Consider the following 20,522-nt stretch of genomic DNA (forward strand, 5'->3'; position numbering starts at 1 on the left):
GCTTTTTTAAAGAGCCACTTCTTAATTTGGAACATTTAGTTTAAAATATGCTCATAAATTAAAGTACAAAGACAAGCAATGTTCCAAATCATTAATCCAAAAACGCTTAGCGCTAAAAACGCCGAAAAACTTTATGCTTTTTTTAACGCACAATATCAGCAAAGTATAGATACGTGGTCAAAGGATTCGACGTATGTTTTTGCCGATGGGAGTCGCTTTTCATTTTCATCTAATGTGGTTATGCGCCTGCGTAAAGAGGGAAAAGTTGGTGTTCGTTATGAATTTGTAAGTGATCGTTTGCTTGGTAAAGGACAGTTTGGAATGGTTTATCAAGTAGAGGGTACCTTCGCAATTAGCAAAGACTCTTTTCGGTTTAAAGAACATGGTTCTAATGGGAAGACGAGAGCTATCAAAATACAACATCATGATTACCGCCGCCCCCAACATCAAGCTTTGCACGAATATTATTTATCGAAAAAGGCTTTACACCTGGCGATTAAACAGCCTACCTTTGAAAAAAAAGGAAATAATTCGGTAAGTTATACAGTAATGAACAAACTAAAAGGTGTTGAGTTACGTAAAATTATTCAAGCTGACCAATTAGGTAATCGTACTTTAACCTTAAAAGAACGCATCGAGTTAAGTAAAGCTTTATTAATAGCCCTTAAAGAACAGGTAACTGATAACGGGATAATCCATAGAGACATAAAACCAGAAAACATCTTAGTTGATATGAGCACCAACCCAATTACCGTAAACATTATTGATTTCGGGCTCAGTACAAATGCTGACCATGCGGATGGAATATTTCCTGGAACCCCCCTTTATCAAGCACCAGAAATGTGGGATCAGGTATCGCAAAGCTGTAAGGCAGATGTTTTTTCCATGGCACGACTTATTGCAGAATTATGGCACGATAAAACTATTTTAGAGCTCGAAACAGTTGGTACCTCTGAGCATGCAAGAAATAACGCCCATAATGTGAGTTTACATACCTTATTTACTGGGATCAGTGAATTAGATGAGAAAGATAGGTTTATTATTAGAGCAACTCTTGCAGGAATGTTTCTTGCTGACAGTAACCAGCGCTACTCAATTGAGCAGGCTATAAAACTTTTTTCCCAGGTTGGTTTGAAGCCTGCACAAAACATTGACGAAGAAGCTATAGAGGTCCTTCCTCCTGCCAATCTAGTTCCTACGATTGAACAAAACATCGAGAATAACGCCATTCTTACTAGGTATCATACTCAAAGTATACTGCGAATTGAAGCTATTTTAGCTCAGATAAAATTATTGAGAAAACATGAAATTGATTTAATAAATAGAGATTCGGTCGATGTAGCAGAAAAACTCGGTCGACTGGCTACGGATATTGAAGAAAAGATGAATCAACTAAAATATATGTCTCTCACAAATTACAATCAGAGTGTTGAGCATTATGCCGCTGATTGCCAAACCTTAATCAATAACAGTAAAGAGGATTTTGCCAATCATCGAAATATTAACTATATTTGGGCGAATATTGCGTTGGCAATTGCAGGACTTGGCGTTGTGTATTTAACCGCTGGAGTTATTAATCTGGCGTTGACCAGAGGTAATGATTTCTTATTCTTTAAAGAAACCAAAACCAGCTCTTTAGTGAGATCCGTAGAAAAAAATCTAGATGAAATGGGGCAACTAATGAAACAAGAACAAGCACCCGTTTCTGCTGTGATTAAAGCTGATATATAGCAGGTTAGGCTCATGGCCCACAATAAAAATCGAGCCACACCAATACTCAATGCTCCCATACAGAGTAGCCCTGCGTACATGAGAATAAAGCTAAAGTTCCCTTATTCTCCCCAAGCGATTTAAAATAATCTCTGTAGACTCATCTTTATCCCTGCTCACCAAGATAAAACGACCGTTACACATCGCATTTGCAGGATTATTAGAAAAAATAATCCTGTTTCCAGGGCGTGCACCAATCCAAGACAGCTGCCAACGAGGATGATGCCATTGCCATTGATACAGGGGTTCTATTTTATTAGTCTTTTTATTTTGAGTACTCAACTGCAGCCCATTAGCCCAATTTAAGGAATCATCTATGGGAGAAAGAAAAACGGTACTGTTTAAAATAAGCGCTTGTGTTTTCGCATATTGAACTGCGTTCTTTAATTCATCCACAAGTGTTTGCCGTTCGTTTTTACGTAAAAAAGAAGAATACGATGCGATTGCAACTAAAAACAAACTAAGCACTAACATCATGGTGATTAGTAGTTCAAGTAATGTAAATCCCTTTAATTTCATAATACAAAAATTTAGGATACCAGCTGCTTAATTTCGCTAAGAACCTTAAAAACTGTTCTTTTTTCTTTAGGATTACTGAGTAAATAATCCAAATCGAGCGTATTAAAAACAGGCGTTTGCTCCTTAGCAAGCAACTGTTCCTGGCTTAAACCAAATACCAATGTTGCGAAAGGCGTCAAAGAAGCATAACGATGCAGTTCCTCTTTTTGAGTAGGAATAACAGTTAGCTCATCCTCATTCAAATTCAGATACCTTATCATTTGCTGTAGCAGAGATCGCGCTTTGGTGCTCAGAGTTGATGAAACAAATACAGCTACCTTTACTGAATTTGGTTTTTCTTGAAGTTGCTCTTGTACTTCTCTCTTAATCCAAGGCCTAATTCCTATTTGATTTAGATAGTAAAGCGTCAGGTTACTGTACATAAATTAGGCTCAGACAAAAAATTTAGTATATCTTGAAATAGGCATGCAGTCAGTATATTCATGCACTAAAACTCGTTAAAGGCTGCATCTCATCGGAAAAATCCTCATTATCCTCACAATATTCTCCATTGACGACTTTTTGCAAAGGCTCATCTCCTCTACTCAAAGAGTTCAGCAATCCAGTCGCAACAAGGTCCGTGTAGTTATTCAATACATGTAATACACGTAAACTTTGGGTAAAGGATAAATTCCAATGTGCATAAAATTCATTTTTATAAACTGAACGATTACTTTTAAATGCTTTTATTACTTCAGCAAATGCATCATAAACTTCTTGTCTTGGATTTTCTCGCAATTCACTAAATAAATTAATCACGATATGTAGCATGACATTAATCGGCTGTTTTAGCTTTACCAAATATTCTAAGCTGGCAAAAGGAGTCCGCAGCGCTAAGGCATGCCTTGCCTCCTCAAAAAGTCGTTTATCCGCATTATCTTTTAATAAATCAGGCGTTAACATCAAAAACACAGGGTATACGGCAAGTAACACTTTATAATTCTCATTATCAATCAGAGGCTGTGGCTCTTGAGGTATTGCATTACCAAAAAATGTTAAGGAATTGTCTTCTATTGGCCTGTCATTTTTTGGTGTGGTCTTAGTTTTCGCTTGAAAATATAACGATCTCAATTCATTAATTTGACTTAATATTCCTGCTTTATTCGGTATGTTTGCCTCTACGGCGATACGGTTAATGCGTTCAAACCAATCAAACTCATCGCGATAACAACAATAAGATAATAAATCCCCTAAACAAGTATATTTAGAATACATATACTCATCATTTTCAAACCCCCCATCTTCCTTACAGATGTACCGCATCTTTAAATAACTTATCGTTGCATCATATCCGGCCTGAATCATTTTATTCCGACTTTCATCATCAACTGTAAAAGATGTAGTGGAAACATTATCCACATTAATCACAATGGATTGGGAGGAATATTTACGGAGTTTTAAACGATCCTGCTCCCAACCACTTGCTGGATCATCTACGCCGGTAAGGACGCGATAACCCCAATTCATGAAAAAATGCTCTTTATAAACCCGCTCCATCACGCGATCAATTGCGGTTCGCTCAGTTCCATTATCAAATTGAACTGCCAAAACCTTCAAATTATTACCATATTCCGACTCCAATAAGGTCGAATGATCATCAAAAAACGCTTCAGTTGGAAAGTTCGTTAAAATTCCTCCATCATTATGCTCATCACCATCTAATACAGTTGAACGATAAACAATAGGAAAACTTGCAGAAATTTTCACGGCCTCACTCACCTCAAAATCCGGTGAACGCTGTAATGAAAAATAGCGTGTTTTTCCTAATCGTTTATTGGTTGCCGTAACAACAAGCTCTTGACCTAGCCCACAATCAGGAACACGCTGTCTTATAGCTTCAAGCGTTGCAAAGGTAATTTTTCCTTGCGGATAAGGAATACCGTATTGGGAAACAATTTGGTTTAACTTATAAGTAATTGCATAATCAAGGGCCGTCTTTAACGAGCGCGGATCAGACATACCATTTATATCTATGTCAAAATGAACTAAGTGTTCTTGTTTAAAACTTTTGAAGAACTCTGTAATTTCGTTCGCGGTATAACCTAAGTAACAGAGTAAAGCCATAATCGCGCCAGCGGAGCTCCCTGCAAATTTTGTGGGATGAATTTGCGCGTCATTAAGAGCCTTCCAAAAACCTACATGCCCATAAATCTTCGCCCCACCGCCACAATAAACAATATTATCAATATCAGGACGTTTCTCTCTTACCAGAATTTCCTGGGTCTTACTGTAGTAATCAATTTGTACCGTCTCGTCTTGATATAAAGAAATTAAATGATTCTCCTTAACCACACTACTTTTGGTTTTGTTAGCCTCAGAAGAGCCAGGAATTATCCAATTCCACAAGCGCACATACCAAGGCGGGTGCGCTAAATAACGTTGTGTACTTCGGTAATCATACATCTGTGCCAAACGCTCTTGCAGATTAGCAACATAAACAGAATGAGGATGTGGATTTTTACAAATAGATTCAAATTCTAAGTGTTGAATATCTTTATGAATTAATTGGTCAACAAGCTGTTCGGTAATAAATACCCTCTTTGTATTCCCTAAGGGGGCTTTTTGTAAGTCATTTGGGTCATGGTATTTGGTATCTGAACCAGGAACCAAAAATTGATCAAAACCGATTAAAATACCATGTTTACCATGGCACATTTCCACACCAATTAATTGGTAATTTAGGGAAATATTTAAGTCCGTTATTTTCCAGTACTCAGAATAGCGCTTATTGATCCAGCTTTTGACAATGCCCCACCAGTTCAAAAAAGCTTCTGCTGTGAAACCACGATACTCATTAACTGTCGCACCTCTAAAATGGGCTCGTGTCTTATCTTTCTGATGTGGTCCCAAAAGCCATTGTGTAAACAGCTTTCTTTTCTCTTCGCACAAACGAGTAAAATCGAACATAATATTTTCATTATCAAATAGATAGCTTGCTAATGAAATTTTATTATCAGGTGGCAATCCATTAATTTGTAAACGGCCTAATTGAGCAGTGATAATAATTTTTTTTAATAAGTCCAGGTTTTTGGGGTATTTGGTGTCCGATTCTAGTAGTTGACTTATTACGTGTTGTGGTGTCATCACTTAGCTCCCGAGTATGAAAGTCCTTTCCATAAACATCTGGATAATTTTTTTTGCCTTTACTCCTGATAATTAATTGGTTGTGAACAAAGTTTTCTATCGGTCCCATCCAGGGAATTAATCTTATCCATGACATAACCTAGGTTAAAGCCTCGCCGTAATCTAAGATCCTGAGTCAAGCCCTACTCCCGAATTACACTACACTCCATCCAGACTACAGTTTGTTTCGCCACTGTTCTGCAACATGAGGAAAAAAGCCTGTATAAAATATAATTAACATGATTTTGTGTAATGCGTCAAACTTATTGATCCTTAGATTTTCTCGATCATCTGAGTTATAAACCCTTTGTACAAAAAGATCCGCTTGCTTAGTCCATAACTTTGGATGTAATAAGGTTTTCTCAGCAGTTTTAACACGTAAAAAAATTTGGTGGGGCTGCAAAAGCTCGTAATCGACGTGAACCTGTGTGTCAAATGAAATCAGCGTACAAAAGTTAGATTAAATCGGAATAGGAGCACAGATACCATAAGAAACTCTCCTTGATAAGCTAATACTTTATTCAATGAACGGGCAATATAGTTTGTATGTTTATGGGTCTTGGTATTGAATGGGAATCAGAAGCATCTAGATTTGTATTCACTTATGTTTTTTATGTCAATAAAAAATCCTAAAAACATAATAATTAACCAATATAATCAGTAGGCTGGAGTTAAAAACCGTATAGCAAAAGACTATAGTGAGGTTAATATCTTTGCAATAACCTGCTCAGGATCACTTGCTTGAGTAATTGGACGGCCTACGACCAAATAATCACTGCCCGCTGCTTTTGCTTCTGCTGGCGTCATAATGCGTGTCTGATCATTTTTAGCATCTGTTGCCAGTCTGATTCCTGGCGTTACGGTAATAAAGTTATTTCCGCATTCATTTTTAATTTCGCGAACCTCGTGCGCCGAGCTTACAACGCCATCTAAACCGGACTCTTTAGCTAGATGCGCTAAATTCTTAGCATGCTCTATTACAGGAATAGTAATGCCTATTGAGGCTAGGTCCGTTTGGCTAAAACTGGTTAATACAGTTACCGCAATTAAAATGGGTCTGTGGGTTCCGTAAGGCTCCAGAGCCTTTCTCGCAGAGCTCATCATGTTCACTCCACCAGAGGCATGAACATTCATCATCCAAACCCCTAAATCCGCGCCCGCTTTACAGGCGTTAGCGACAGTATTAGGAATATCATGAAATTTTAAATCTAAAAAAACCTTAAATTGTCGGTCAACTAATTGTCGCACAAACTGAGTTCCAAAAAGTGTAAACAACTCACTGCCAACTTTTAACGAGCACTCATTAGGATCCAACTTATCAACTAAGTGAAGAGCATCCTGCTCACGATTAAAATCCAGTGCAACAATTAGTGGGGATGACATTAGGCCATAACCTCTTCTTCTTGAGGAATTAATGCTTTTTTAACTGCCTCAACCACTCTAACTTGCTCAGCCTCTTGTAAGTAAGGATGCATAGGCAAGCTAATTACACGATGACTTGCTTTCTCTGCATGAGGGAAATCACCCTCTGAATAACCTAAATAAGCCATTGCTGCTTGTAAATGTAATGGCGAGGGATAATGCACAGCTGTTGGAATACCAGCATCCTGCATGGCTTGTTGGAACTCATCACGATTATCCACTTCAATGGTATATTGAGCATAAACACTCGTGTTATGGCTATGGATAAATGGTGTTCTTACCAAAGAAGAAAGCATATTATCGTAGCGCTTAGCTACTTTTTGACGCATGATAATTTCATCTGGGAATAATTTCATTTTTTCAAGCAAAACAGCAGCTTGAATTGTATCCATACGTCCATTGATACCAATACGGCTATGGCAATAGCGTGCATTTTGTCCATGGATTCTAACTTCAATTAATTTTTGAGCTAATTTGTCATCATTTGTAAAGCAAGCTCCAGAATCACCATAGCCACCCAAAGGCTTTGATGGGAAAAAGCTTGTGCAACCAATTGTTGATAAAGCACAAGAGCGTTTGCCTTTATAGGTAGCCCCGAAACTTTGTGCAGCATCTTCAATTACCGCAATACCGTGCTTATCAGCAATAGCGTTAATCGCATCATGATCAGCACACTGGCCATATAAGCCAACTGGCATAATCGCTTTAGTTTTGCTGGTAATTGCTGCTTCCAGCTTTTGGGGATCCAGGTTATAAGTTAATGGATCAATATCAACAAATACTGGTTTCGCATGGCAAAGACTGATTACTTCAGAGGTTGCGAAGAAACTAAAAGGACTTGTAATAACTTCATCACCAGGTTGAATTTCTAATGCTATTAATGCCATTAATAAAGCATCCGTTCCACTTGAATTCACAATAGCATGCTTAACACCAACAAAATCCGCTAATTGCTCTTCCAATTGGGTGATTTCAGGTCCCATGATGTATTGACCATGGTTCAATACATTTCGTATGCCATTTAAAACTTCGTTCTCAATTAAAGAATACTGTGTTTTCAAATCGATAAATTGCATCTTAATCTCTTCATATAGTGTATAAACGTTAATCGTATCGCCTTGATAGGTTGTTTATCCTTTACGTTATCAAAACGTTACCACTAATACCCTTCTAAGCCATGCACCGGCTTCATTCTTCCCCAGTTTTTACAACTAGGGCAATGCCAATGCAGATGTTTACCACCAAAACCACAATGGCTACATCGATACACTGGTTTATTATCTAAAAACTTGCTTGTAATATCATAAAGCATTTGTAATTTGTCGCGCACTTTTCCATGAGCTGATTCAAGGTGCCAATTAATTAAATGGTTTAAACCTCGTATTGATGGATGTTTGCTCAAATTATCCGCCACAAAATCAATAGCGGCATCCATGTTCTTGTGTTGTCTTAAATAGTCCGCAATTACAAAAATTACTGAAGCTCTTGGATGATGTTCCAAAGTGTCCTCAAGGTAATTAATGCAATCTCCCATGGAGTCTAATTCCATATGGCATCGAACTAACGGCTCAATAATCTCTGTTAAAAAATCTGCGTCTTGTTGCGGAACTCGTTTTAAAGAACGAATCGCATGTTTATAACGCCCTTCTTTCATTTCCAAACCGGCATGCATTAGGCTTGCACGTACTGAATCTGAATCAACATTCATTGCTTGTTTAATACAATAGGCCGCACGGTCAATCGCATTAGCCTTCAACGCTTGATTCGCCATTTCGCAATAATAATGTGCTGCTTGTGTATGAAAACTGGTTCCCGTAGAAATTTCCAGTTTTTTAATAATATCTAGTGCCTTTTCCCAAGCTTTTTCTTGTTGGTATATTGCCAATAAACCATGCAAACTACGCGTTTCTTTTGAACCGCCTAATTCAACAACTTCTAAAAAAATCCTTTCGGCACGATCAAAGAGTCCAGCACTCATATAATCTTGTCCTAATGCCATTAATGATTCTTTTCTTTGCTGGATACTAAGTTGCGGTCTAGCAATTAAATTTTGATGAATACGAATGGCTCGGTCAACTTCACCTCGACGTCTAAATAAGCTTCCCAGCGCTAAATGGGTTTCTACTGTATCGCTATCGACTTCTAATAATTTAATAAAGATATCTACAGCTTTATCTGATTGCTCATTTAATAAATAATTCAAACCAACTACATATTCACGAGACAAGCGATTATAAAGATTGGGATCTGGTTTCGATTTATTGCGGTTTGCTACCCACCAGCCTGACCATGCGGCAGCAGGCAATAGTAATGGCCACAAATCAATCATTTAATATTCCCCTCTCGCTTTTTATTAAGTTCCATCATAATAAAATTAATGTTGATCTTGTAAAGGTATTGAACGAAGATTTTTAATTTCTTTTTCTGTCAACTTTAATTGGTTTCTTATTCTAAGGCATTCAGCCTTTAAACGCCAATAACGTCCAATAAAGAGAATAAACCCAATCAAGATCCCGATTCCTAACATAATGGTTATTAGAACCGATATAGGCATAGATACTGTATTAAAATAAAAATTAACATCCACAGAAGCAGCATTTAATGCCGCAAAACTAACGCCAATAATAATAAGCAGTATATAAATAACCAGCATTACTATGCGCATAATTGTTCCTTTTTTGTTGGTTGAGCAATCTTGCTCAACAATCAATTTCTGCAATAAGTACAGCTTAACTTATTCGCACCGCAGTTGAAATAAATACGCAACTACGTTGCTGGACTTCATTTATATGTAAGCGTTTACGTAATAGTGTCAACTTAAACTCGTATTAGATATAGGCTGGGCTGTAAATCCCGGCATCGAGGATAAGCACGGGCTTTATTTTCTGGGCCCTGCGGCAGCTCGGCCTACGCGAATACGTTTTCGATCTCATGTTACTTTAGTAGACACGATTACGTAAACACTTACATTAATTCTTCGGAAAAATAAAAAGCGTAGATAAAATCTACGCTTTTTAACTCATTGATTAAGAAGGAAATTATTCGCCTTCTTTGCTTGCCATTTTCTCTTTAAGTAAATCACCTAAAGTAGTTGTAGAAGCACCTTCAGTTCTAGAGTACTTCTTAATAGCATCAGCTTCATCTTGAGCATCTTTCGCTTTCACAGAAAGAGAAATTGAACGGTTTTTGCGGTCAACGTTGATGATTTTCGCTTCGATTTCATCACCTTCTTTGACAACAGTCGTTGCATCGTCAACACGCTCATCAGACAATTCGCTAGCACGGATAGTACCAGTAATGTCATCAGTTAGCGAAACAGTAACAGTTTTTGCATCTACTGCAGTCACTTTACCTTTAACGATCGCACCTTTAGTGAACTCGTCAACAAAACTGGTGAAGTTATCACCTTCTAATTGTTTCAAGCCTAAAGAAATACGCTCACGCTCTGGGTCAATTGCAAGAATAACAGCTTCTAATTCTTGACCTTTCTTAAACTGCTTCACAGCTTCTTCGCCAGCAACAGTCCAGGAAATATCAGATAAATGAACTAGACCATCAATCTCGCCATCTAAGCCGATGAAAATACCAAAGTCAGTAATTGAACGAATCTTACCAGTTACTTTTTGACCTTTAGAGTGAGTAGAAGCAAATTGTTGCCATGGATTGCCAACACATTGTTTCATACCTAAAGAAATACGACGACGTTCTTCATCAATTTCAAGAACCATTACATCAACGACATCGCCCATAGACACAACTTTGCTTGGGTGAACGTTTTTGTTAGTCCAATCCATTTCAGACATGTGAACTAAACCTTCAACGCCTTCTTCGATTTCAACGAAGCAACCGTAATCAGTAATGTTAGTAACTTTACCTTGTAATTTCTTGTGTAAAGGATAACGCTCAACCAGGTCAACCCAAGGATCGTTTCCTAATTGTTTCATACCTAAAGAAACACGGTTTCTTTCGCTGTCAAAGCTTAATACTTTAACTTTAACGTCTTGACCAACTGACAATACTTCACTTGGATGCTTCACACGCTTCCAAGAAATATCAGTGATGTGGAGTAAGCCATCTATGCCGCCCAAGTCAATGAATGCACCGTAGTCAGTAAGGTTCTTAACGATACCATGAAGCTCTTGGCCATCATGTAATGATTCAAGCAAGGCTTGTCTGTCAGCACTGCTTTCCTCTTCAACAACTGCACGTCGAGAAACAACGATATTGTTGCGCTTTAAGTCCATCTTGATTACTTTGAACTCTAGCTCTTTGCCTTCTAAGTAAGAAGGATCTCTTACAGGTCTGACGTCTACTAATGAGCCAGGTAAGAATGCGCGGATTGTACCGATTTCAACAGTGAAACCACCTTTAACTTTACCAGAAATAAGACCAGTAACAGTTTCATTGTTTTCATGTGATTTAGATAATTTGCGCCATGCTTCTTGACGTTTTGCTTTTTCTCTTGAAAGGAGCGTCTCGCCGTAGCCATCTTCAACTGAATCCAATGCTACTTCGACAGTATCGCCTAGGCTAACTTCCAGTGCTCCGTCTTTGTCGTAAAACTCTTCTACGGCAACAATACCTTCGGACTTAAGTCCAGCATTTAAAATGACATAATCATCATCAATACCAATAACTTTAGCAGTGATAATGGCACCAGGATAAAATTGAGCACCAGCAATACTTTGCTCAAACAATTCTTTGAAACTTTCAGACATGTTAATAAACTCTTTAGTAAAAAAATGAAAGCATGAGTTCCACTCGGCTTCCCCCCTAAAACAAAGCCTGCCCTCATCTTTGCCATCTTGATGGATAGCAAAACGAAAACAGACCTAGTTAAACATTATTCAAACGTTCCTCTATTAATTTTAATACAGTATTGAGCGCTTGTACAATGGTTAATCTTGTTGTATCAATTTGCACTGCATCATCTGCAGGCTTCAATGGTGCGTGAGTACGTGCAGTATCCCTTGTATCACGTTTAACCAATTCTTCTACAACCTGCGCGAGGCTAACATTATTTCCTTTTTCTTTCAACTGTAAATAACGTCTATTTGCTCTTTCTTGCTCATCTGCATACAAAAAGACCTTTAAAACAGCATCAGGAAATACCACCGTGCCCATATCACGTCCATCAGTAACTAAGCCTGGGGGCTGCGCAAAATTACGTTGTCGTTCTAGTAAAGCTAATCGAACCTCTGGAATTGCCGCAATTCTTGAGGCATCTTGCCCACATTGTTCGCTGCGAATGTCCGTACTTACATCTTCATTATTTAAAATAACTAAGGACGCATTATCCTCAGAAGATTCAAAGCGTAAATCTAAAGTACGTGCAAGTTCTGCAATTTGATTGATGTCCTGAAAATCAATATTATTTTTTCTAATGGCATAAGCCAAAACTCGATAAATAGCACCACTATCAAGCATATTCCATTGTAAACGCTTGGCAAGCAAATGGCATAAAGTTCCTTTACCGGTCCCACTTGGACCATCAAGAGTAATTACGGGAATGTTTTTATCGTACATGTTCAGCTACTTCCTCTACTTGAAGTTGGAGTTCTTTTGCTGTTGCAACAAATAAAGGGAATGATGTTGCCACATTGGCACAATTTTCCACTGTTACTGGTGCTGAGGCGACAGCTCCTGCAATTGCAAAAGACATCGCGATACGATGATCACCTAAACTATCCACTGTTCCGCCTTGTACTTTACCTCCTTCAATCAAAGCACCATCCTCTACGGCCTGGGCTTTAATACCTAACTGATTTAATCCATTAATCATCGCAGCAATGCGATCACTTTCTTTGAAGCGTAGTTCTTTTGCGCCGTGCAGTGTGGTTTGACCTTCAGCACATGCTGCAGCAACAAAAATAATAGGAAACTCATCGATTGCAAGCGGAACAAGCTCTGGGGAAATATTAATACCCTGTAGTGGGGCATACTGTACACGAATATCAGCAACTCGCTCTTCTCCCTGCTGGCGCTGATTTAGCAGAGTAATGTTGGCGCCCATTTCTAAGAGTATGTGTAAAATTCCCGTGCGTGTGGCATTAATACCAACGTTGCAAATAAGTAAGTCAGAACCAGGAATAATAGTAGCAGCAACAATAAAAAAGGCAGCAGAAGATATATCACCAGGAACAAAGATCTCCGTTGCGATGCATTCGCTTTTAGAATCAACTGTAATGGAGTTTTCTTTACGAGATATAGGATAAGAAAAACTTTCTAACATGACTTCAGTATGATTACGACTAATACCTGTTTCAGTAACAGTAGTCTCACCCTCTGCATACAGGCCCGCTAATAAAACACAGGATTTCACTTGAGCACTTGCTTCCGGCATAACATAGGTAATACCCTTCAGCTTGTTACCACCTTTGATCTTAATCGGAGGCTTTCCATCAACTGTAGATATATCAGCACCCATCTCCATTAAAGGCTTACTAATGCGTAGCATGGGACGTTTCATCAAGCTTTCATCCCCAATTAGCTCGCTATCAAAATCCTGGGCAGCTAATAATCCAGCCAACAAACGCATACTTGTCCCAGAATTTCCACAATCAATCACTTGATTGGGTTTCTTTAATCCGTGCTTACCTACACCATAAATAATAACTTGTTGTTCATCGGGGCCTTCAATCTGTACCCCCATAGCTCGAAAAGCATTTAGGGTAGCCATGCAGTCTTCGCCATCAAGGAACCCATTAATGACGGTAGTTCCTTTAGCAAGAGCACCAAATATAACAGAACGATGAGAAATTGACTTATCCCCGGGAACACGGATTTCACCGGTTATCGACTGTGATGGCTTGCTAAGCAAATTAATTCTTTTCACGAGCAATTTTTCCTTGCAAATTCAGACATAAATTCAATTAAGGCCTCAACACCAGACATCGGCATGGCATTATAAAGACTAGCACGGATTCCGCCTACGAAACGGTGCCCTTTTAAAGCACTTAAACCTTGCAACTGTGCCTGATGTATGAATTGTTCTTCAAGATCAAGATTCTTTAATGAGAAACAGATATTCATGATTGAGCGTGCTTCTTTATCTACATGAGTAGTATAAAAATCATTTGCATCTAGATACTGATATAATTTAGCAGCTTTTTTACAATTTACTTCATACAGGGCATCGACTCCACCTTGGGCTTTAACCCAATCAAACATTTTAGCTGCCAAATAACAATTAAAAACTGGTGGCGTTGCATACAATGAATGCTGTTCGGTTTGAAACTTATAATCAAACATCGTAGGAACCGTTGGATTTGGCACTTTTGCTAATAAATCATCGCGAACAATCACTAGCGTTAAACCCGCATTGGCAATATTTTTTTGAGCGCCAGCAAAAATCAAACCATAATCACAAACATTTATAGGTTCACTCAGTAGACAAGAGGTCATATCAGCAATTAATGTAAGTCCTCTAACCTTTGGAACAAAAGGAAAACGAACGCCGTTAACCGTTTCATTCGGAGTGTAATACAAATAACTAGTGTTTTCTTTTAACTCCCAACGCTTAGGATCAGGAATAGACTTGTAACCATTTGCTTCATCACTTGCCACACAATAGGCTTTTTTTAATCGTTGTGCTTCAAGAAGTGCGATGTGGGACCAAATTCCCGTATCCAAATAACCGGCCTGTTCATCTGGATGTAAAAAATTCATGGGAATCATAGCAAACTGCGTGCGCGCAGCACCACCTAAGAATAAAACCTGATAATTTTCAGGTATGCCTAAGAGGTATCTTAGCGTTTGTTCAGCATGCTCTAAAAGAGAGATAAACTCTGGGGTTCTATGGCCAACTTCTAAAATCGACATCCCCGTGTTACTCCAATCAAGGAGCTCTTCCTGGGCCTCTTTTAACAGAGACTCAGGAAGCATTGCAGGACCTGCACCGAAATTATAGGTCCTGGTTGTCATCTTGATCATCATTATTTTCGATTTCTAATGAACCGTCTTCATCCAAATTATCCTCTAGATCTTCAGAACCTTCACCTAAATCTTCAATTTTTTGCATACCAACGACTGACTCTCCAGAGCTAACGTTGATTAAGCGAACCCCTTGAGTATTTCGACCAATAATTGATAATTCGTTAACTCGGAAGCGCACCAGGGTTCCTTTATCAGTAATCAACATGGCTTCATCACTATCATTCACTTGAACAGAACGAACTACTTTACCATTACGTTCGGTCACTTGAATGGAAATAACCCCCTGACCACCACGACCAGAAACACGATACTCTTCAATAGCCGTACGTTTTCCATAGCCATTTTCAGTTGCAGTTAGGATGGTTCCATTAGGATGAGCAACAATCAATGAAATTACGGATTGGTCCTCTTCAATACGAATACCACGAACCCCACGTGCAGTACGACCTGTAGATCGTACTTTCGATTCATCAAAACGAATGACTTTACCGGTATCAGTAAATAACATAATGTCTTTGGTACCATCAGTAATATCAACACCAACTAAGCGATCATTTTCGTCTAAATCAATCGCGATAATTCCATTTGACCGTGGTCTGCTAAAGGCATTGAGAGGAACCTTTTTCACTGTGCCATTACGAGTAGCCATAAAGACATAAAACCCTTCCTGATAAACGCGAACAGGCAACATGGCATTAATTTCCTCGCCTTCTGCCAAGGGAAGAATGTTAATAATCGGTCTACCGCGTGAAATTCGGCTAGCTAACGGTAACTGATAGGCCTTCAACCAATATAGCTTACCGTGGTTTGAGAAGCACAATAAGGTATCATGAGTACTTGCAATCACTAAACGTGAAACGAAGTCTTCGTCTTTAACGTTTGTTGCTGATTTACCTTTTCCACCACGACGTTGTGCTTGGTAAGCACTTAAAGGCTGATATTTCACATAACCTTGATGCGATAAGGTAACCACAACATCTTCTTCAGTGATTAAATCTTCGATGGTTAAATCTTCTTGGGACGCAGTAATTTCAGTACGACGCTCATCACCAAACTGAACTTTAATGTCGATAAACTCATCACGAATCACCTGCATTAGGCGCTCAGGTGAAGCCAAGATATCTAACAATTCTTTGATTAATTTTAATAACTCTTCAAACTCACCAAGAATTTTGTCTTGTTCTAAAGCAGTCAAGCGATGTAAACGCAATTCAAGAATTGCTTGTGCCTGCGCTTCAGATAATTTATAGCCTGCAACACTTAAGCCAAATTCAGCGCCTAAATCATCAGGTCTTGATGCATCAGAACCAGCACGCTCTAACATCGTTTTAACCAGACCTGGCTGCCATTCTCTTGCTAATAAGGAAGCTTTTGCTTCTTGTGGTGTTGGAGATTGTTTAATTAGAGCAATCATTTCATCAATATTAGCTAAGGCAATGCCCAAGCCTTCTAATAAATGAGCTCGAGCTCTCGCCTTTTTCAAATCAAATAAGGTTCTGCGAGTAACAACTTCACGACGGTGCCTGATGAAGTACTCAAGAATTTCTTTTAAATTCAAGGTGCGTGGCTGGCCATCAACCAAAGCAACCATATTAATACCAAATACATTCTGCATTTGAGTATGAGCATATAAGTTATTTAGAACAACATCCGCAACCTCATTACGTTTCAGTTCAATAACAACCCGCATACCCTGCTTATCAGACTCATCACGAAGCCCAGAAATTCCTTCGATTTTCTTATCACGAACTAATTCAGCAATACGTTCAACTAAACGTGCTTTGTTTACCTGGTAAGGTAACTCATGAATAATAATTGCCTGACGGCCGGTATCTTTATCCGTTTCAACTTCAGTGCGAGCACGAATAACTACCCGTCCTTTACCAGTACGATAGCCTTGAATAATTCCAGCTCTACCATTAATAATGGCCGCAGTAGGAAAATCAGGGCCAGGAATAATTTCCATGATTTCATCCAGACTTAATTCTGGATTATCAACCAAGGCGATACAGGCATTAACAACCTCAGTTAAGTTATGTGGAGGGATATTGGTTGCCATCCCTACCGCAATACCTGAAGAACCATTTACTAGTAAATTAGGTACTCGTGAAGGTAAAACTACAGGAGCAAACTCAGTCTCATCATAGTTTGGACTAAAATCAACAGTCTCCTTTTCTAAGTCAGCAAGTAAAGCATGTGCTACCTTTGACATTCTTACTTCGGTATAACGCATTGCCGCCGGAGCGTCACCATCGACAGATCCGAAGTTACCTTGACCATCAACCAAAAGATAACGCATTGAGAATGGCTGAGCCATACGTACAATCGTATCGTAAACTGCAGTATCACCATGTGGGTGGTATTTACCGATAACATCCCCTACTACACGAGCAGATTTCTTATAGGGTTTGTTCCAATCATTCCCCAATTCACTCATTGCATAAAGCACACGTCGGTGAACGGGTTTTAATCCATCACGTACATCAGGTAAGGCCCGACCTACGATAACGCTCATCGCATAATCCAAATAGGATTGCTTTAATTCGTCTTCAATGTTAACCGGCAAGACTTCTTTAGCTAGATAAACCATGGTATGGATGTATCCTTATGATAAATTCTGCGGTCAAGGATAACATACCGTCGAATGTAATTGAATCAAGCGCTGAAAAAATGTGTACGCACACGATATTCATGCTCAAAAACAGAATTAAGTACAACTTTCAACCACCTAAATTAATTCCTTTTTTCCCTGTCTTTATTTACAAAACTCAACCATAATATGAGATTAGAGTAGGTTTAAATTGACTGCACGTGTAAATTTTGTATATAGTGCCGCGCACAATAAATAATTAAGATGCTTAGAAACAGGAGAAGCAATGACTAATAAAACAGCAAAACTTAGCATTGAAGGCCACGAGACATTAGAATTACCAATTTATACGCCTACTATGGGTAATGATGTTATCGATATTACTCAACTAGGGTCAAGTGGTGTCTTTACCTTCGATCAAGGTTTTCTTTCTACAGCATCTTGTGAATCTAAAATCACCTATATCGATGGTGATGATGGTATTTTGCTGTACAGAGGATATCCAATCGAGCAATTGGCAGAAAAGAAAGATTTCCTTGATGTATGCTATCTCTTATTGAATGGTGAATTACCAAATACAACAGAGAAAAAAGACTTTGTAGGTTTGATTAATAACCACACCATGGTACATCAACAAATGTATCAATTCTTAAATGGTTTCCGACGTGATGCACATCCAATGGCGATTATGGTAGGAATGGTTGGTGCCTTATCTGCGTTTTACCATGATACCATGGACTTAAATAATGCCCATGACCGTTTTATTTCTGCAATTCGCCTTGTTGCTAAAATGCCTACATTAGCAGCCATGAGTTATAAATACTCCACTGGTTTGCCTTATATGTACCCACAAAACAAAATGTCTTATGCAGAAAACTTCTTACATATGATGTTTGGTGTTCCTTCTGAAGACATTACTCCAGACCCTGTTTTAGTTAGAGCATTAGATACTATTTTCATCTTGCACGCGGATCATGAACAAAACGCATCTACTTCTACTGTTCGTTTAGCTGGCTCAACTGGTGCGAATCCTTTTGCATGTATTTCTGCAGGTATTGGCGCTCTATGGGGACCCGCTCATGGTGGTGCAAACGAAGCATGCTTGAATATGCTTAAAGAAATTGGTGATGTAAGCCGTATTGATCACTTTATTAAGCGTGCTAAAGATAAAAACGATTCATTCCGCTTAATGGGTTTTGGCCACCGCGTATACAAGAGTTACGATCCAAGAGCAAAAGTAATGCGTCAAACCTGTTATGATGTTTTAGAAGCCGTTGGTGCAAAAGACGAGCCTTTATTCAAACTAGCAATGGAATTAGAGCGTATTGCCCTTGAAGATGATTACTTCATTGAAAAGAAACTTTATCCAAACGTGGACTTCTATTCAGGCTTAACATTAAGCGCTATTGGCATTCCAACAAACATGTTTACTGTAATCTTTGCTTTAGCAAGAACTGTAGGTTGGATGAGTCACTGGATGGAAATGGTTGCTACTAAATCAAGAATTGGTAGACCACGCCAGCTTTATACTGGTGAAAAAACTCGCGACGTTCCTTAGTCCTATTAGAGGTAGCCTGCAATGCAGGCTACTTTTCTTATTTTATATCTCAATCCTTCTTTATTTTCCCACTCTAATTACTGATGTCATGCCTAGCTTGGATAATGCCTGTTGCCATCCTAAATAATCTGCCTCAACTATTTCCCGAGCACGCTCAGGATAAAAACATTGCTCAATAGCACCTACTTCATCAAGTGAACTAAATACCCCAGAGCCTAATGCAGCCAATAAAGCAGCTCCTTTCGCCGTAGTTTCTATATCTTTAGGTTTTTGTACCTGCAATTGACATTGATCAGCTAAAAACTGTAAAAACCAACTATTAGCAGCCATTCCTCCATCCACACATAATAAAGATAAATCGAGATCACTGTCTTCACGCATACAGGTAAGAACATCTCGCGTTTGATAACAAACGCCCTCTAATGCCGCTCGTGCAAAATGAGCTCGTGTGCTGGAAAGGGATAAGCCAAACATTGCAGCGCCAGGATCTGAAAACCAATGAGGCGCTCCCAAACCTGTAAAGGAAGAAACTAAATAAACGCCACCATTACCCTCTAAAGAACGAGCTAAGGTTTCTGTTTCATCGGCATTACTAATAATTTTCATCTCATCACGTAGCCATTTCACTGTAGTCCCTGCGTGATAAAGGCTTCCTTCCAAACCATAAATGGTCTCGCCCTTAATTTTATAGGCGATGGTTGTTAATAATTTATGTTGTGATACTACTGGCTTAGGCCCTGTATTTAGTAGTAAGAACCCCCCCGTCCCATAAGTTGCTTTGACCATGCCCGAAGCAACACAACCTTGCCCTACTAATGCGGCTTGCTGGTCTCCAGCAACTCCAGTAATCGGTAACTCAATGCCCAACCATTGTTTATCAATTATTCCAAAATGGCTGTCACTGGCATAAACTTCCGGAAGCACTGATTCAGGAATTGAAAATAGTGCTAATAAATCTTTATCCCATTGCTCTGTTTTAATGTTAAAAAGCATGGTTCTTGAAGCATTCGTGACATCAGTTAAATGCCGATGCTCTTTCGTTAAGCGCCAAATAAGGAAGCTGTCTATGGTGCCAAATGCTAACTCACCTTTTTCAGCAAGCTGTCTGGCTTGCGAGTTATTTTGTAATAACCAATTAAGTTTACTGGCCGAAAAATAAGGATCTGGAAGCAAACCTGTTTTTTCCTGAATCACCGATGCTTCAGAGGAAAATGCCTGGCAATATTCAGCCGTTCTGCGATCTTGCCAGACAATAGCTCGAGCTAGGCAAGTACCGGTATTTTTATCCCAGATAACAGTTGTTTCCCGTTGATTAGTAATCCCACAGGCAAGAATAGCATCTTGGGGTACTTGAGCAACCACATCACGCAATGCGGTCAATGTTTTACGCCATATTTCCTCAGGATCATGTTCTACCCATCCTGCCTCAGGATAATACTGAGTTAATGAATACTGACTGCAGGCAACTAATTCACCGCTTAAAGTATAAATCATTGCACGTGTACTGCTGGTTCCTTGATCAATAGCAAGTAAATAGTTCATCGTCTTGGCATTCCTTGTTTTTTA

General features: G+C 38.9%; 15 protein-coding genes. 2 read left to right on the plus strand and 13 right to left on the minus strand.

Annotated features, from left to right (window positions below; all coding sequences use genetic code 11):
* The first annotated feature begins 78 nt into the window (after nucleotides 1–78).
* Nucleotides 79–1,731, plus strand: coding sequence for a Dot/Icm T4SS effector kinase LegK1 (gene legK1 / locus J2N86_RS09155; protein ID WP_252579092.1), 1,653 nt, complete (start codon nucleotides 79–81; stop codon nucleotides 1,729–1,731).
* Between the two features lie 90 nt (nucleotides 1,732–1,821).
* On the opposite strand, the gene J2N86_RS09160 is transcribed toward legK1, so the two are convergent.
* The 12 genes from J2N86_RS09160 to gyrA form a co-directional block, all read right to left on the minus strand.
* Nucleotides 1,822–2,289 carry a GspH/FimT family pseudopilin gene (locus tag J2N86_RS09160; protein WP_252579093.1) on the minus strand — a complete coding sequence of 156 codons (468 nt, stop codon included), beginning with the start codon at nucleotides 2,287–2,289 and terminating at the stop codon, nucleotides 1,822–1,824.
* An 11-nt stretch (nucleotides 2,290–2,300) separates the two neighbouring features.
* The gene (locus J2N86_RS09165) at nucleotides 2,301–2,711 is read right to left on the minus strand and encodes a DNA polymerase III subunit psi (protein ID WP_252579094.1); all 411 of its coding nucleotides are present in this window, start codon (nucleotides 2,709–2,711) and stop codon (nucleotides 2,301–2,303) included.
* Between the two features lie 58 nt (nucleotides 2,712–2,769).
* On the minus strand, nucleotides 2,770–5,412 hold the full coding sequence (gene vpdC, locus J2N86_RS09170) for a Dot/Icm T4SS effector VpdC (RefSeq protein WP_289781827.1): 2,643 nt from the start codon (nucleotides 5,410–5,412) through the stop codon (nucleotides 2,770–2,772).
* Between the two features lie 732 nt (nucleotides 5,413–6,144).
* Nucleotides 6,145–6,834: an orotidine-5'-phosphate decarboxylase gene (gene pyrF, locus J2N86_RS09175; protein ID WP_252579096.1), complete on the minus strand. Its 690-nt coding sequence runs from the start codon at nucleotides 6,832–6,834 to the stop codon at nucleotides 6,145–6,147.
* Nucleotides 6,834–7,949 carry a DegT/DnrJ/EryC1/StrS family aminotransferase gene (locus tag J2N86_RS09180; RefSeq protein WP_252579097.1) on the minus strand — a complete coding sequence of 372 codons (1,116 nt, stop codon included), beginning with the start codon at nucleotides 7,947–7,949 and terminating at the stop codon, nucleotides 6,834–6,836. Before J2N86_RS09180 ends, pyrF begins: the two co-directional genes overlap by 1 nt.
* A gap of 83 nt (nucleotides 7,950–8,032) precedes the next feature.
* On the minus strand, nucleotides 8,033–9,202 hold the full coding sequence (lapB, locus tag J2N86_RS09185; RefSeq protein ID WP_252579098.1) for a lipopolysaccharide assembly protein LapB: 1,170 nt from the start codon (nucleotides 9,200–9,202) through the stop codon (nucleotides 8,033–8,035).
* Between the two features lie 45 nt (nucleotides 9,203–9,247).
* Nucleotides 9,248–9,538 (minus strand): lipopolysaccharide assembly protein LapA domain-containing protein, encoded by a 291-nt coding sequence (locus tag J2N86_RS09190; RefSeq protein ID WP_058535274.1) that lies wholly within the window; start codon nucleotides 9,536–9,538, stop codon nucleotides 9,248–9,250.
* 373 nt (nucleotides 9,539–9,911) lie between these two features.
* Nucleotides 9,912–11,591 carry a 30S ribosomal protein S1 gene (rpsA, locus tag J2N86_RS09195; RefSeq protein WP_252579099.1) on the minus strand — a complete coding sequence of 560 codons (1,680 nt, stop codon included), beginning with the start codon at nucleotides 11,589–11,591 and terminating at the stop codon, nucleotides 9,912–9,914.
* A gap of 118 nt (nucleotides 11,592–11,709) precedes the next feature.
* Complete coding sequence (gene cmk / locus J2N86_RS09200) at nucleotides 11,710–12,399, minus strand: (d)CMP kinase (protein WP_252579100.1); 690 nt, start codon at nucleotides 12,397–12,399, stop codon at nucleotides 11,710–11,712.
* Entirely contained in the window at nucleotides 12,389–13,699 is a 1,311-nt protein-coding gene (aroA, locus tag J2N86_RS09205; protein WP_252582434.1) for a 3-phosphoshikimate 1-carboxyvinyltransferase, read from the minus strand. Before aroA ends, cmk begins: the two co-directional genes overlap by 11 nt.
* Nucleotides 13,700–13,704: 5 nt before the next feature.
* Nucleotides 13,705–14,796 (minus strand): 3-phosphoserine/phosphohydroxythreonine transaminase, encoded by a 1,092-nt coding sequence (serC, locus tag J2N86_RS09210; RefSeq protein ID WP_252579101.1) that lies wholly within the window; start codon nucleotides 14,794–14,796, stop codon nucleotides 13,705–13,707.
* Nucleotides 14,777–17,398, minus strand: coding sequence for a DNA gyrase subunit A (gene gyrA, locus J2N86_RS09215; RefSeq protein ID WP_252579102.1), 2,622 nt, complete (start codon nucleotides 17,396–17,398; stop codon nucleotides 14,777–14,779). Before gyrA ends, serC begins: the two co-directional genes overlap by 20 nt.
* Nucleotides 17,399–17,684: 286 nt before the next feature.
* On the opposite strand from gyrA, the gene gltA reads away from it, so the two are divergent.
* Nucleotides 17,685–18,956: a citrate synthase gene (gene gltA / locus J2N86_RS09220; RefSeq protein ID WP_252579103.1), complete on the plus strand. Its 1,272-nt coding sequence runs from the start codon at nucleotides 17,685–17,687 to the stop codon at nucleotides 18,954–18,956.
* Between the two features lie 60 nt (nucleotides 18,957–19,016).
* Here the strand turns inward: gltA and glpK are convergent, their stop codons facing one another.
* Nucleotides 19,017–20,498 carry a glycerol kinase GlpK gene (gene glpK, locus J2N86_RS09225; RefSeq protein WP_252579104.1) on the minus strand — a complete coding sequence of 494 codons (1,482 nt, stop codon included), beginning with the start codon at nucleotides 20,496–20,498 and terminating at the stop codon, nucleotides 19,017–19,019.
* Between the last annotated feature and the right edge of the window lie 24 nt (nucleotides 20,499–20,522).

The organism is Legionella lytica (assembly GCF_023921225.1).
Taxonomy (GTDB): Bacteria; Pseudomonadota; Gammaproteobacteria; order Legionellales; family Legionellaceae; genus Legionella; species Legionella lytica.

Excerpts from the sequence above, each read along its gene's own strand:
- legK1 (WP_252579092.1), top strand. The coding sequence starts at position 79 with ATGTTCCAAATCATTAATCCAAAAACGCTTAGCGCTAAAAACGCCGAA.
- J2N86_RS09160 (WP_252579093.1), bottom strand. The coding sequence starts at position 2,289 with ATGAAATTAAAGGGATTTACATTACTTGAACTACTAATCACCATGATG.
- J2N86_RS09165 (WP_252579094.1), bottom strand. The coding sequence starts at position 2,711 with ATGTACAGTAACCTGACGCTTTACTATCTAAATCAAATAGGAATTAGG.
- vpdC (WP_289781827.1), bottom strand. The coding sequence starts at position 5,412 with ATGACACCACAACACGTAATAAGTCAACTACTAGAATCGGACACCAAA.
- pyrF (WP_252579096.1), bottom strand. The coding sequence starts at position 6,834 with ATGTCATCCCCACTAATTGTTGCACTGGATTTTAATCGTGAGCAGGAT.
- J2N86_RS09180 (WP_252579097.1), bottom strand. The coding sequence starts at position 7,949 with ATGCAATTTATCGATTTGAAAACACAGTATTCTTTAATTGAGAACGAA.
- lapB (WP_252579098.1), bottom strand. The coding sequence starts at position 9,202 with ATGATTGATTTGTGGCCATTACTATTGCCTGCTGCCGCATGGTCAGGC.
- J2N86_RS09190 (WP_058535274.1), bottom strand. The coding sequence starts at position 9,538 with ATGCGCATAGTAATGCTGGTTATTTATATACTGCTTATTATTATTGGC.
- rpsA (WP_252579099.1), bottom strand. The coding sequence starts at position 11,591 with ATGTCTGAAAGTTTCAAAGAATTGTTTGAGCAAAGTATTGCTGGTGCT.
- cmk (WP_252579100.1), bottom strand. The coding sequence starts at position 12,399 with ATGTACGATAAAAACATTCCCGTAATTACTCTTGATGGTCCAAGTGGG.
- serC (WP_252579101.1), bottom strand. The coding sequence starts at position 14,796 with ATGACAACCAGGACCTATAATTTCGGTGCAGGTCCTGCAATGCTTCCT.
- gyrA (WP_252579102.1), bottom strand. The coding sequence starts at position 17,398 with ATGGTTTATCTAGCTAAAGAAGTCTTGCCGGTTAACATTGAAGACGAA.
- gltA (WP_252579103.1), top strand. The coding sequence starts at position 17,685 with ATGACTAATAAAACAGCAAAACTTAGCATTGAAGGCCACGAGACATTA.
- glpK (WP_252579104.1), bottom strand. The coding sequence starts at position 20,498 with ATGAACTATTTACTTGCTATTGATCAAGGAACCAGCAGTACACGTGCA.